Origin of the sequence: Haloarcula sebkhae (assembly GCF_014647415.1) — an archaeon.
Taxonomy (GTDB): domain Archaea; phylum Halobacteriota; class Halobacteria; order Halobacteriales; family Haloarculaceae; genus Haloarcula; species Haloarcula sebkhae.
In genome coordinates this window covers 337,602-350,383 of record NZ_BMPD01000002.1, presented here as the reverse complement: position 1 = coordinate 350,383, position 12,782 = coordinate 337,602, and the positions used below count along the sequence as shown (strand labels likewise).

Here is a 12,782-nt window from a genome sequence, read left to right as displayed (position 1 = left end):
GCCGCCGGTAGCCGTCGGCGGCGTAAATCGCTGTCTATTCCACCAGTTCGTCCTCGATATCGGTATGGCTGACGTAGGTTGCGACCCGGACGCCGACGAGGCTAATGAGGATGCCTGCGAGGATGAACAGCCCGAGGCGGGTCCCTGCATCCAGCGAGAACCCCTGAATCTGTACGATACTGAGGTTCGTCTCCGGCACCTGAAACGGCTCGAACACGCCACCGCGTTCGAGGAAGTACGCAGAAAAGCCGCGAACGACGAGCCCGACCGCGACTGCACCGAACGGGAGGTTCACGTACGCGCTCCGGACTCCCTCTTGTTGGATGAGTTCGTCCAGTAGGCGACCGAGCGAGGCGGCCAGCGCTGCGCCGGTCAGCCACGGCACGGACGCGAAGGCAAAGCGGTTCGCCAGCAGGAAGGGACTGATATCGCCGACCGCAGAGACGCCCAGCACACCGGCGAAGACCCCGACGAGCGAGAGGCCGGCGGCGACAACATACGTCACGAGCGACACCTGCCCCGAGTACAGCGCTTCCCGGGTCTGGCTGGGGAGGCGTGAAAGGTACGCGTCGATACCCAGTCCCTTGTAGATGAGGAACACGCCGATGGCGGCCGCGATAGCGCCGACGGCAATGGTCGGGCTGGTGACGACGAGCAACAGCGGGAACGCGAGCATGATGATGCCGACAGGGACCAGAACCGTCTTGCGCAGTTCTTCATCGGCGAGGAACTGCTTGAGCAGGTAGTACGTCGATTCGATGTCGCGGGCCTGGCGGACGACGACGCGGTCGACGGCGTCAACCTGAACGCGGCTCTCGATGATGGGAACCAGCCGCTCGTCGTCGGCGCTGTCGACGACAACGACCGCCGAGTCGGGGTCGTGTTCGGCGACCAGACTGTCGATTTGACCAGCGATCTCCCGGTCCGAGCCGACGCTGTCACTCCCGCCGCCGACGACGGCGAGGACCGGCGAAGACCCCTCGGCTTCGAGTTCATCCGCGACTGCGAGCCCTTCGAGGAGGCAGTTGACCCGGCTGTCTTCCGGGTCAACGACGCCTGTCTGGGTGATGAGTGACTCGACGGCGTCGCGGCCGACGACGGGACACGCCGCTGCGGCCGGACTGTCCCTGTCGATACACACCACCAGCGTAGTCACACTACGGCGAAGGCGGTCCCCGAATAAAAAACCTCCCGAGCTATCGCCGGAAGGAGAGGCCCTCGATATCGCCGTCGGCGACGCCGGCGATACCCGCGCCGAGGGCGAAGGCGACCTGCTGTGCGCCCCCACGGAGTTTTCCTGTCAGTCCGCGCTTGGGCTCGTACTCCTTGACAGTCACATCCTCGCCCAGCCGTTGCTCCAAGCTCGCCTCGACATCGTCTCGCGTGCCGAGTCGGTCGACGAGCCCGCGTTCTTCCGCCTCATCGCCGAGGAAGATGCGCGCTTCGGTGTCTTTGAGCGTCTCGGCGTCCATCTCGCGGCCTTCGGCCACAGTGTCGATGAACTGGTCGTAGTAGTCGTCGACGATGCCCTGCAGGTACTCGCGCTCGTCTTCGGACATTTCCTTCAGCGGGACGCCGGCGTCTTTGTACTCACCGGCGGTGAACTGCTCGTAGGAGAGGCCCAGGCGGTCGGCCAGTTCCTTGGCGTTGACCCGCGAGCCGACGACGCCGATGGACCCGACGATTGAGCCATCCCGCGCCCACAGCTCGTCGCAGCCGGCGGCGATATCGTAGCCGCCGCTGGCACAGACATCCGTCGCGTAGGCGATGGTCGGCCCGTCGAACTGCTCGGCGGCGATACGGATGTCCTCGCTGGGGACGATTTCCCCGCCCGGCGTGTTCAGCTTCAGGAGCAGTGCCTCTGAACCTCGGTCGGAATCAGCGCGTTCGATCTGTTCGACGATGTCATCGGCGGAGGCACCGACCGGCGGACTGGTGATGCCACCACCGCCGTCACGGCTGATCGGCCCTTCGACGGCGACTTCCGCGACGTTGTGTGCTGGGAGGAGGGAGCCGGCGATGTTACTACCGATACGGGCAGTGGCGACGGCGACAGCGACGACCAGCAGGACGCCGAGCAACTGGGCAAGGTTGTCAGGTGTCCTGACAAACAGCACCCACCCCAGGATCGTCCCGATACCGACGATAGCTATGACCAGTAACCCGCGAACGATGTCGTCTGCGCCCGCCATTACTGATACATCCCGAGCGGTCGTGCGCTCGTGCTCTCCTCTTGATTCTCCTGCAGTTGCTGTGCTAGCTGTGCCTTGGCGCGCCCGATTTCCTCGGCCTGCTCGACTAGGGCCTCAGTGTCGATCTCGAAGTCAGTTAGTGGACTGATGCCTGTCTGGAGCAGTGCCCGCGCCGCTTCCGGGTCGGGGAACTGCTGGTCGGCTTCGACGATAAGGCCGACGCTCGTTAGTCCGACCCGCTGTGATTCGTGGACCAGCGCACCGGTCGGGCCGGTGATCGCGCCGTTCTCGGAGGGCGGGTTTACGTCCGCCTCCTCAAGCATTGCCGCCCCGTCGCCTGTCGAGACGCCGTACACGGCCGGAACCCCATCTTTCTCCGCAGGACGGCCGCTGAGGTAGATCGGTGTCGCATCGTTGGTCTCGAACCAGCCGACCATACAGCTGGCGAACTCCTTCGCACCAGATGGGGAAACCGGTGCGTCGCTCTGGAGGACGAGCAGGTCGCGGTCCTCGTCCGCGTACAGCCGGACCGGCGGGCGAACGTCCGGGTCGTCCGTTCCGTACACGGCGATTTCCGGCAATCCCTCGCAGTGGGCCGACGCGTAGTACTCCATGTCGTAGACATCGACAAGGTGGTCAGCGGCTATCTTGCCGACGAGGCCGACGCCCGGGAGCCCCTCGACCAGTGTCGGGGAGTCGAGGGAAATGTCGTCGCGGTGGACCTGTATGTGTGCCATACCTCAGATATCGTCCGCCGACGGCTTGAAAGCCATGGGCCGGTGCCGTTCGAAACCCACAAACCGACCGCCAGCGAACGCCGGACAATGGAACCACTCGACCGCTACCGACCCATCATCGACGACTTCGAGGCGTTCATCGACGCGTGTGAACGCCCGCTGCCGTCGGCTATCAGGGTCAACACGATCAAAGCCACCGTCGAGCGGGTCCGGACGGCGCTCGCGGATGCAGACATCGCCTACGACCCCGTCGACTGGCACGACGGCCTGTTCGTCCTGCCCGAGGACTCCCCCGGCGCGAACTGGCCGTACTTCCACGGCTGGATTCACGGCCAGGAGGAAGTGTCCGTGATTCCGGCGACCGTATTAGACCCTCAGCCCGGTGAGCGGGTCTGGGACGCCTGTGCGGCACCGGGGAGCAAGACGACCCAGCTCGCCGCCCTGATGGAGGATACCGGCGAAGTCGTCGCAACCGACAATAATCTCGGACGTATCTCAGCGCTGCGGACCAACACCGAGCGACTGGGGGCGACGACGGTCGCCGTTACCCACGAGGACGGCCGCAACCACTCGCTCAAGCCCTTCGGCGGCGAGGGATACGACCGGGCGCTCGTCGACGTCCCCTGTTCCTGTGAGGGGACGATTCGCAAGAACCCGGATACGCTGGAGGACTGGTCGCTCTCGCACGTCGAAGGCATCTCCGGCGTGCAGAAGGGTATCCTCAAACGAGCTGTCGAGGTGACCGAGCCCGGCGGAACCGTTGTTTACTCTACCTGCACGTTCGCCCCGGAGGAAAACGAGGCCGTGCTGGACTACGTGCTCGACGAAGTTGCCTGTGAAATCGTGGACTACGACCTCCCGCTCGATCACGCACCGGGAATCACCGAGTGGCAGGACGAGCGCTTCGACCCGAGGGTGACAAACGCCAAGCGCATCTACCCGCATCACAACGATACGGGCGGGTTCTTCTGTGCGAAACTGGAGGTGCCTGCAGAATGAGCGACCAGAGCACTGAGTTCACGCGACTCCCAGAGACGGACGAAGCGCGCGACGACCCCGAGCGAGCGACCCGACAGGAAGTGCTCGGCTTCTGGGCTGAACGCTTTGGCGTCCCGCCGGAGACCTTCGAGGGGTACACCTTCTGGGAGCGCGGTGCTGGCAAACTGTGGCTGTATCAGGGCAGCCCGCCGTCGCCAGTCGATATCGAAGGACTGGGAATGACGTTCCTGCGGACACGTCAGGAACACTGGAAGCCGACGCTGGAGGCCGTCCAGCGGTTCGGTGAGCACGCCAGCCAGAACGTCATCCACCTCGATGCGGACGCTGCCCGGGCGTTCGTGGCCGGCGAGGATCAGGAACTCGACTGGGACGGTGACTGGGGGTATCTCGTCGTCACTCACGACCTTGCTGGTGAGGCCGAACCGGTGGGCGTCGGCCTGTACGTCTACGGCGAACTCAGATCACAGGTCCCGAAGGGCCGGCGGCGAGAGGTCTGACAGAGGGCGGTACGACCACTTGGACGAGAACGGCTCAGCCGCTGGAAGACTTCGCGGCTGCCGTTCCTTGCATCGCGTACAACTCCGCGTACGTCCCGTCGACGTCGAGCAGTTCGGCGTGGCTCCCCCGTTCCGTTACCCGCCCATCCTCGACGGTGTATATTCGGTCGGCATTGGAGACGGTCGAGAGTCGGTGGGCGATTGCGATCACGGTCTTGTCTCCGTCAAGCGTCTCGACGGTTCGATGGATCTGCCGTTCCAGATTCGAGTCGAGGTCGCTGGTGGCCTCATCGAGCACGAGTATCTCTGCGTCCGTCAGCAGCGCTCGCGCCAGTGCGACGCGCTGGCGCTGCCCGCCAGACAGTTTCACGCCGTCGTCGCCCAGTACCGTGTCGAGCCCCTGCGGGAGGTTATCGAGAAATTCGAGAACGAGGGCCTTCTCGGCGACTTCGTAGAGCGTCTCGTCGGAGATATCCCGTCCGGCAGTGAGGTTGTACCGTAACGTGTCGTTGAAGATATGTGGGTCCTGTCGGACCATCGCAACGGCGTCACGCCATTCGTCGAGGGCATAGGTCGAAATCGGCGTCCCGTTCGCTAGGATGTCACCGCTATCCGCCGCATAGAGCCGAGTGAGCAGCGAGACGACTGTCGACTTGCCGCCGCCGGACTCGCCGACGATACCGATGAACTCGCCTCGCTCGACAGTCATCGAGAAGTCTGCAAGCACTGGCTCGTCTTCGTAGGCAAACGAGACGTTTTCGAACGCGATCTGCCGGATTCGGTTCGGGACCGACTGCCCGCCAGCTGGCTCCTGCTGGGCTTCGAGGCGGTCGATGAACTGGTGCGTTCGAACCAGATGTGGTAGCTCTCCCTCGATAGCGTAGACGGTGGAGTTGAGCGAGCTCAGCCGGGGCGCGAGTCGGAGCATCGCGAACAGGAACACGCCGAGTTCCGGGATAGACAGCGCCCGGAAACTGAGTGCAACGTAGACGAGACCAAACAGGAGCAGCGAGACCGAGAGCCGATAGAGGCTACCGATTGCGACCTCGTTCCGGCGAACAGCGATGCTGGTCGAAGTGTACCGGTCGAGCGTGGCCCGGAACTCGGCAATCAGCCCGTCGCCCATGCTGAACAGCTTCACGTCACGGATACCCTGCGTCCCCGCCTGTGTTGTCTCCTGTAGCTGTTCGTTTGCCGTCGCCACACGGTCGCCGACGGCGTACCCGGGCTCGATGCCGTATCTGATGATCGCTGTGACACCGCCGAGAGCGACAGCAGAACCGACTGCCAGCATCGGTGCGATAGCCAGCGCGATTCCGATATACACCAGAGAGAGGATTGCCTGCTGGAAGAACTGGATAATCCGGCCGATGACACGCCCGGCGTAGCGGGTCTGTGTCAGAATCGTGTTCATGATGTCGTCGGACCCCTTATCGTCGTAGTAGGCAACTGATGCGCCCATTGCCAGTTCGTAGGCCCGGTCTTTGAGGTCACGTTCGTACGTCTGTGTGAGCTTCGCCGCGAGCCATTTCACGGTAAACGACGCCGTGTACCGGACGACCATCACGCACGCGAGGCCGGCCAGCAGGAATTCGAGTGTGAGCGGCAGTCCTGCAGCGGCGTACGCGGAAAGAAATTGGCCGGTGACGCCGTCCGGCTGAAACGGGAGGCCCTGGCCGGCCTGTGCGGCGTCGAGTATCGGAAACAGGAACGAGAGGCCGACGCCTTCCAGCAGCATCACGAAGAGGCTGGCGGCGACGATACTCCCCGTCAGCGCCGGACGATACAGCGCCACGCGGCGCAACGATGCGTATTTTTCACTGACCGAGGGAGTGGCAGCCATTGTTCGGGATGCGGTTTCTATGAGGCATAGTTACCGGCTTACTACGGCCGGGTCGTTCGGGAGCGAAGGGCACGTCTACCGGCAGTTAGAGCGGCGGCGGGGAGGAAAAGAGGCCATAACAAATAGTGCGAGTAGCGCGGATATCCGTATGGTCGCAATAGATTCCGGATTGACTGTCGTCGCAACTGATAACTGTGTCACCACGACTATCAACGGGGAAATCGTGTTGCTCAACAACGAGACGGGGCGGTACCAGGGCCTGTCGGGAGTCGGCCCGGATATCTGGGAGCGAATTCAGGAACCGACTGAGCCAGCGGACATCGTCTCGGCGCTGGTCGGGGAGTACGATGTCGACAGAAACCGAGCGGCAAATGACGTGGAACACTTTCTGGAAACGCTTGCCGGGGAGCAACTCATCAATGTCGATGCGAGCCCGACTCCGTGAGTGCAGAGCGTTGCCTCGGGGACAGAAGCTTTTGCTCTGTGAAGCAGTGGTACTGATCGCTGCGAGCAAGGTACTGCTTGCAGTCGCTGGGCTGGAGGACGCGGAGCGATATTTCGGTACGGCCGCTCAGTTTCTCCCCTGCCATCGACAGTCTGCGTCACCGGAGTCTGTCCGCTGGGCGGTTCTGACAGCAGGATCGTGTCTACCGGGCACCTACGATTGTCTCGACAGAGCACTCACTGGTAGTACACTGCTGGTCGCCAACGACCTGCCGCATCGTCTCCGCTTCGGCGTGGATCCGCAGTCCGATACGTTCGAGGCACACGCTTGGATCGAATCGAACGGGGACGTCCTTATCGGAGATATCGACGACTTCGGGCGTTTCCGAACACTCACCGAACGCGAAGTACATGGCTAACGAGTAGTAAACACTCTATTCTGAAGTAATTCAATAGTAATAGATACTATAACAAACACACCGACATCTGAAAGCAGGGACGGGGGTAACCCATGAAGGAATACGAAACGCCGTCGGTCGAAACGTACGGAACTGTCGAGGAAAAAACGAACTGGTGGGACCACGACGACGGATACGGGAAGTGGAGCTAACGTCCACAGCCGGCCCACATATCTAACAGCCTTCTCTTTTATTGGTACTCGACACTGGCGACGTTCAGTGTATTCACCGCGACGGTTCTATCGATATGTGCTGGGAGTAAAGAGCCCATTCTTATCCACCACAGCAGTCAAGCGGTCTGCTATGAACCAGGGGTGCCGTAGATGGGGTGTGTTTCAACATAGATGGAATCGGTGGACAACCACGCAGGGAGGAAACTAGCCGGATGGCGACGACAAACGCGGCCACGTACGAAGCCTTTGGCCTGACGGTCCGCTCGGCTTTCGACGTACCGGAGCTTCCGCCCGCTGAGACAGCGCCCGACGGGCGAGTTGATGTCACCATCACCGAGGAACGGATTCCCCGCCCACTGTCGGCTGCGTCCGGGACGACTTTTCACGTAGTAACTGAGCGCGAATACTACCTTCTATACGACGCCGCAACGGTCAGAATTTGCGACGGCACGTCCATTGCTGTGGACCCGGCCGCGGGCGTGCCCAGCGAAGTGCTCCGTCATGTATTGGTCGGCCCGGCGTTGAACCACCTGCTGGATCAACGGGGCTACTTCGTGCTGCACGCCAGTACTGTCAGCATCGACGGGCGTGCAGTGGCGTTCGTCGGGGAGTCGGGGGTCGGAAAAACGACAACTGCGATGGCCTGCCTGCTCGACGGACACCGTGTCCTCAGCGACGACGTGGCTGCGATAGCGCTGGACGATGAAGGACCGATTGTCCGGAGCGGCTACCCATCGATGAAACTCGATCCGGAGGCAGTTGAGGCGTTCGACCCCCCGGTCGAACCACCGGAACAGGTCCACGACGGGCGCCCTCGACACTTCTACGGGCTCAGGCACGACCAGCCCGCGACTCCGGTACCGTTAGAGCACATCTACCTCCTCGAAGACGGCGAGACAATCGAAGTAGAATCAGTCAGGCCGAACGAGCAGATCATGGCGCTCGTGAATAACACGTACACGCTGGGCGCGCTGGAAGCCGACGGTCAGGCCGTGTCTAACTTCGACGCCTGCGGGGAGATCGTCGACAACACAAATATAAGACGGCTTCGCCGGCCACGAGATCTCGATACGATTCGGGATGTCGCAGCCAGGATTCAGTCTGATCTCAAGAGCGATTCATGCTGACGGAGGCTGAACCCGAACTTCAGGTGGTGCTCAACTGTACTCGGACCGCAATTGTCACCGACGCTTCCCCCGAGCCTCTCCCGCTGGATGACACGCCCGACTGGGACCGCGTCGTTGAACTCGCCCGGTATCACGGCGTCGTGCAACTCCTCTATGAGGGGCTGGAGGTGATGGCACGCGAGAGTGGTGATGAGTTCACCGTGCCAGCGGACGTGTTGACACGACTTAGCAGCATCGTACAGGGAAAACGGATGCGAAATCTCGCGTTCACGGCCGAGCTACAGGAGATACTAGAGCGCTTCGAGACACGCGGTGTACGCGTAATGCCGTTCAAGGGACCGGTGCTGTCTGCCGTTGCGTACGACGACGCAACAGCGCGTGAGTACAATGACCTGGATCTGCTTGTCCATCCGGAAGATATCCCCGTTGCCGCGGATATTCTGGAAGAGCGAGGATACGAGTGGCGGGGGGGCACGCCGCGGTTGGACGACGCCGCACTGTTGGGCGGTCCTGTGACGAAAGCAATCGTTCACGAGTACGAGATGCGAGGGCCGGAGTTCGACGTTGAGCTTCGCTGGCGGGTTGGCGACGCCGAGCGGCCGTTCTCAACACCCTTCGATGAACTCTGGGACCGCCGCGACGCAGTGGCGGTCGGCGGCCAACCACTCCTGGCGCTTGCACAGTCAGACCGGCTGCTCGTGTTGGCGTTTCACGGAACCAAGCACCGCTGGTATCTCCTGAAGTGGCTCTGTGACTTCGTTGCGGCGCTGGAGTCCGCAGATGCCGACTGGTCACACGTCCTTGCCCGGGCACGAGAAACTGGCGTTGAGCGGAATCTACTGCTCGGGGCTGCGCTCGCCCGTGCCGTCTTCGGGTATGCCCTCCCAGCGCCGATACTGGACCGTCTTCGCACGGACGGTCGCATCGCTGAATTAGCTGAAGCCGTCGTCGAGTCGCTGGCTGCCGGGACGACAGAGGCGCCCACGCAGTTCGAAGCCGCTCGGTTTTATCTGGCTGCCAGCGATTCGATAACTGCGCTGGTGCCGTTCCTGCTGTTGCACTCGTCGCTTCACCCAACGTACTCGGAATACCAGTTTTGCCCGCTCCCCGGTCCGTTGCATCCGCTGTACTACGTCATCTGGCCGCTCCGACTCTTCCTCGAAACGCCACAGTGGCGGCGACAGCCTTCCGAGGAGCAACTTGACGAACCGGCCTGAACGCCGGTTGCTCCCTTCATTGCGGTGGGGATCCGCTGTACTTGGGAGCGGATTCCCCGTCGTTTCTCACAGCCAGCTCACTCCCGTGGCTGGATTGTCCCCTCACCCAGTCCTTCCCAAGCAACGCGGTAGCCAAGGCGTGCGAGCGCAGCGCTGTCGTCCTCGATGTCATAGTCGGCCAGTCGGTCAATCGCCGCCTCGTATGCCATTTCGGGTTCGATTTCCTCGGCCAGTTCATCAAGCACAGCGGGGTCTACGAGCGTGCGGCCGACGCGCTCGTGAGCTGGAAAGGCCACGTCTGCCAGCGCATCCTCGCTGACACCGTACTCCACAGCGAGGTCAGCGAGCGAGATTACTTTGGCATCTGGCCGCAGTTTGTCGGGCATCTCCGCCACGCTCTCACGCACCAGTCGCTCCTCGTAGGGTCGCAGGGCATCCCGCACGTCTTTCACGCTGACCGTACCGGAGTACGGGATTGCTCGATTGTCCGTCGCTTCGATCTCCTCACCAACGCCAAGCGATTCGTCGACAGCGACCAGCATCTCGATGTCATCTAGCGCATCGAGGCGAGCGAGTTTCTTCTCGACGTACTCCGGCGTCCAGAACCCCATAATCTCGAAGAAGACGCGGAGGGGGTCGTCATGGCCGGGTTCATCCGAATCTTCCACACCACGCCCAGTATCACGAACACCGGTGTCAGCGCCGGGCCGCCACTCGAAGGCGAAGTCCGGAATGACGACGTGTTCGCCCGCGGCAAGGGGTTCCGGTTCGCGTATCAGGTCCCAGTCGAGGTCCAGCGCGGCGAACCGACCGGCGAAGTCGGCTTCGACGCCGCTGTCGTAGCTTACCTCCGTTACGGGCTCGACACCGGGCACGGAGACATCCGCGTCCGAGAGCGTGAGTTGCCGCTCGGTGCCCCGGTCGTCGATAGTCGCCGTCAGCTCCCACTCGCTCGCGGTCGCGACCGTCCGCAGGAGACGAGCGAAGCGGGTCCCGTACCGGCGTGTGTTCGAGAACAGCGCGTCCGGTCCTGTAACGACGACTTCTCGACCGGCCTCAGTCCGGCGGATCTCGTACATCAGCCGGAGACGTTTGACGGCAGAAATGAGCGCTTTCGGCTCGGAGGAGCGGACTCGTACTCCCGTCGCGTCGAACAGCGCTGTCTGTGCCAGCGAGAGATTGTACTGGGTCCGCAGTTCGGCCGGTCCCCAGCGCGAGTCGACATCGGTGAGGATCTGCCGCGAGTCCCGGTCGGCGTACAGCGCGTCGGCCAGCGTCGCGGCGTCCGTGCCGAAGTGATCGGCTGCCTCGGTGAGTGTTTGCTGGCGCTCGGCTTCGCTCACGACCCCGATGTCCGCAGCGGCTTCGAACACCCGACGACGGGCGCGAACGGGGTCGACCGGAGCTTGCGTCTCGAAGGTAGCCTCCCGTTCAACGAGTTCCGCCAGCCCGCGGACCAGCTTGAAATCGTCGGCCTCACGCTCTATATCCGCGAGTGCAGCCTCCAGTGTCTCGCGGGATTCGCCGACGTGGCCCTGATAGATGCCAAGCACGCGGGCCGCAAGTCGCTCGGCGTCGGTGTCGGCGAACTGCAGGTGATAGCCGCCGCCCGCCCGAGACACCCGCAGGAGGTCTTTCGTCAGCACACGCGTGTTTCTGCGACGGAGCGACAAAAAACAGGGAGTCAGGCAATCCCATCGGCAGGCTCAGGAGCCGCCTCGATGCGCATCGCTCACTATCTGCGGCGCCTAGCGACCTGCTCTTCCGCAGTCTCCTCGGTCACGAGTTCGTACAGCAGTGCCCGCCCGCCGTCGGCTTTCGGCCGTAGAATCCGGCCGAGTCGCTGGGTAAACTCCCGCTCTGAGCCACTGCCCGAGAGGACGACGGCGACGTTCGCGTCTGGCACGTCAACACCCTCATCGAGGACGTTCGCCGTCACGACCCGGGAATACGTTCCGTCACGGAACCGCTCTAAGATCTCTCGGCGCTCGCTCGCGCCAGTCTCGTGCGTTATCGCCGGAATGAGAAATCGCTCTGAGAGGCGGTACACGAGGTCGGTGTGGGCGGTGAAGACGATGATCCGGTCCTCGCGGTGGCGGTCCAGAATCGTCGCCAGCCGGTCGACCTTCCGCTGGGCGTTCATCATCACCTCTCGAGCTCGCTGTTTCGCCAGTAACGCCTCGCGAGCCGCCGGGTCGTTGCCAGACCGCTTCACGAGTTCCTGATAATCGCTGCCCGACCGGAGCTGGATGTTGGACTGCTTGAGATAGTCGGTGAACGTCCCCTGATACTCCTCGTAACGGTCCCGTTCGTCCGGCGTAAGTGAAACTTCGAGTCGCTTGATATCGTAGTCCGCGAGGTGCTCACCCGCTAAGTCGTCAATGCTGACTCGCTGGACGAGCGAGCCGACGAGGTCCTCGATGGCCTCGTGGGCTCCGTCCGGCCGCTCGAACGTCGCTGTCAGTCCGAGTCGAGCCGGCGCAGCGAGTAGCCGAGCGATGTCCCGATACCCCTCCCCGCCAAGGTGGTGAACCTCGTCGAAGACGACGAACCCGAACCGGTCACCGAGTTCATCGGCCCGCAAATATGCCGAGTCATACGTCGACACTGTGATATCCTCGACGTGCTGTTCGCCCCCGCCCATACGGCCGACGGAATGGTCGAACTCCTGCTGTAGCTCGCCTTGCCACTGCTCCAGCAGATCGATGGTCGGGACGACGACCAGCGTCGGTGTCCCCAGCGCCACCATCGCCGCGATGCCGATAACGGTCTTGCCGCTCCCCGTCGGTAATTCGAGACAGCCTCTGTCATCGGCCCCTCGCCAAGCGTCCAGTACCGCCTGCTGGTACTCCCGGAGATCGTACGCCGTCGAGAGCGACAGCGAGGGGAACGCACCGATGTGGTCCTCATATGCAGCCCCACGCTCATCGAGTTCGGCAATCAGTTCGGCGTACCGGTAGGCCGGCGCTCGCCCTGTCTGTGACCGCTGGTCGTACTTGACGCCGGGCAGGTCCGACGGGGGGTCTCCCGTTACGCGGATGGTCCCCGACTCGTACGTCAACTCCAGCACACCCAGTGGTTCGCTGGTCCGGCCG

At 62.8% G+C, this 12,782-nt stretch carries 12 protein-coding genes; 6 read left to right on the top strand and 6 right to left on the bottom strand.

What is annotated here, in order from left to right; all coding sequences use genetic code 11:
* Nucleotides 1-34: 34 nt before the first annotated feature.
* From IEY38_RS07755 to IEY38_RS07745, 3 genes are read right to left on the bottom strand one after another with little or no spacing between them, the layout of a single operon-like run.
* Nucleotides 35-1,156: a DUF373 family protein gene (locus IEY38_RS07755; protein WP_188976764.1), complete on the bottom strand. Its 1,122-nt coding sequence runs from the start codon at nucleotides 1,154-1,156 to the stop codon at nucleotides 35-37.
* Between the two features lie 40 nt (nucleotides 1,157-1,196).
* On the bottom strand, nucleotides 1,197-2,192 hold the full coding sequence (gene sppA, locus IEY38_RS07750; protein ID WP_188976762.1) for a signal peptide peptidase SppA: 996 nt from the start codon (nucleotides 2,190-2,192) through the stop codon (nucleotides 1,197-1,199).
* Nucleotides 2,192-2,929, bottom strand: coding sequence for a proteasome assembly chaperone family protein (locus IEY38_RS07745; protein WP_188976760.1), 738 nt, complete (start codon nucleotides 2,927-2,929; stop codon nucleotides 2,192-2,194). The genes sppA and IEY38_RS07745 overlap by 1 nt, the downstream gene beginning before the upstream one ends.
* A gap of 87 nt (nucleotides 2,930-3,016) precedes the next feature.
* Between IEY38_RS07745 and IEY38_RS07740 the strand changes: the two genes are divergently transcribed.
* Complete coding sequence (locus tag IEY38_RS07740) at nucleotides 3,017-3,928, top strand: RsmB/NOP family class I SAM-dependent RNA methyltransferase (RefSeq protein WP_188976758.1); 912 nt, start codon at nucleotides 3,017-3,019, stop codon at nucleotides 3,926-3,928.
* Nucleotides 3,925-4,425: a DUF7122 family protein gene (locus IEY38_RS07735; protein ID WP_188976756.1), complete on the top strand. Its 501-nt coding sequence runs from the start codon at nucleotides 3,925-3,927 to the stop codon at nucleotides 4,423-4,425. The genes IEY38_RS07740 and IEY38_RS07735 overlap by 4 nt, the downstream gene beginning before the upstream one ends.
* A gap of 34 nt (nucleotides 4,426-4,459) precedes the next feature.
* Here IEY38_RS07735 and IEY38_RS07730 read toward each other — a convergent pair whose 3' ends face one another.
* Nucleotides 4,460-6,268, bottom strand: coding sequence for an ABC transporter ATP-binding protein (locus IEY38_RS07730; protein WP_188976754.1), 1,809 nt, complete (start codon nucleotides 6,266-6,268; stop codon nucleotides 4,460-4,462).
* 148 nt (nucleotides 6,269-6,416) lie between these two features.
* Here IEY38_RS07730 and IEY38_RS07725 point away from each other — a divergent pair, with 148 nt between their 5' ends.
* The 4 genes from IEY38_RS07725 to IEY38_RS07710 all read left to right on the top strand — a co-directional run bounded on the left by IEY38_RS07725 (nucleotide 6,417) and on the right by IEY38_RS07710 (nucleotide 9,687).
* Nucleotides 6,417-6,713, top strand: a complete 297-nt coding sequence (locus tag IEY38_RS07725) for a PqqD family protein (RefSeq protein WP_188976752.1) — start codon at nucleotides 6,417-6,419, stop codon at nucleotides 6,711-6,713.
* Nucleotides 6,640-7,131: a lasso peptide biosynthesis B2 protein gene (locus IEY38_RS07720; protein WP_326838511.1), complete on the top strand. Its 492-nt coding sequence runs from the start codon at nucleotides 6,640-6,642 to the stop codon at nucleotides 7,129-7,131. Before IEY38_RS07725 ends, IEY38_RS07720 begins: the two co-directional genes overlap by 74 nt.
* Nucleotides 7,132-7,555: 424 nt before the next feature.
* Nucleotides 7,556-8,470 (top strand): phosphoenolpyruvate carboxykinase (ATP), encoded by a 915-nt coding sequence (locus IEY38_RS07715; RefSeq protein WP_188976750.1) that lies wholly within the window; start codon nucleotides 7,556-7,558, stop codon nucleotides 8,468-8,470.
* Nucleotides 8,464-9,687, top strand: coding sequence for a nucleotidyltransferase domain-containing protein (locus tag IEY38_RS07710; protein ID WP_188976748.1), 1,224 nt, complete (start codon nucleotides 8,464-8,466; stop codon nucleotides 9,685-9,687). The genes IEY38_RS07715 and IEY38_RS07710 overlap by 7 nt, the downstream gene beginning before the upstream one ends.
* Before the next feature lie 77 nt (nucleotides 9,688-9,764).
* Here IEY38_RS07710 and IEY38_RS07705 read toward each other — a convergent pair whose 3' ends face one another.
* Both IEY38_RS07705 and IEY38_RS07700 read right to left on the bottom strand, forming a co-directional pair.
* Nucleotides 9,765-11,333, bottom strand: coding sequence for a DUF790 family protein (locus tag IEY38_RS07705; RefSeq protein WP_188976746.1), 1,569 nt, complete (start codon nucleotides 11,331-11,333; stop codon nucleotides 9,765-9,767).
* A gap of 89 nt (nucleotides 11,334-11,422) precedes the next feature.
* Complete coding sequence (locus IEY38_RS07700; protein WP_188976744.1) at nucleotides 11,423-12,757, bottom strand: DEAD/DEAH box helicase family protein; 1,335 nt, start codon at nucleotides 12,755-12,757, stop codon at nucleotides 11,423-11,425.
* Nucleotides 12,758-12,782 lie beyond the last annotated feature (25 nt).

Coding starts and splice junctions, on each gene's coding strand:
- sppA (WP_188976762.1), bottom strand. CDS start 2,192: ATGGCGGGCGCAGACGACATCGTTCGCGGGTTACTGGTCATAGCTATC.
- IEY38_RS07745 (WP_188976760.1), bottom strand. CDS start 2,929: ATGGCACACATACAGGTCCACCGCGACGACATTTCCCTCGACTCCCCG.
- IEY38_RS07740 (WP_188976758.1), top strand. CDS start 3,017: ATGGAACCACTCGACCGCTACCGACCCATCATCGACGACTTCGAGGCG.
- IEY38_RS07735 (WP_188976756.1), top strand. CDS start 3,925: ATGAGCGACCAGAGCACTGAGTTCACGCGACTCCCAGAGACGGACGAA.
- IEY38_RS07730 (WP_188976754.1), bottom strand. CDS start 6,268: ATGGCTGCCACTCCCTCGGTCAGTGAAAAATACGCATCGTTGCGCCGC.
- IEY38_RS07725 (WP_188976752.1), top strand. CDS start 6,417: ATGGTCGCAATAGATTCCGGATTGACTGTCGTCGCAACTGATAACTGT.
- IEY38_RS07720 (WP_326838511.1), top strand. CDS start 6,640: ATGACGTGGAACACTTTCTGGAAACGCTTGCCGGGGAGCAACTCATCA.
- IEY38_RS07715 (WP_188976750.1), top strand. CDS start 7,556: ATGGCGACGACAAACGCGGCCACGTACGAAGCCTTTGGCCTGACGGTC.
- IEY38_RS07710 (WP_188976748.1), top strand. CDS start 8,464: ATGCTGACGGAGGCTGAACCCGAACTTCAGGTGGTGCTCAACTGTACT.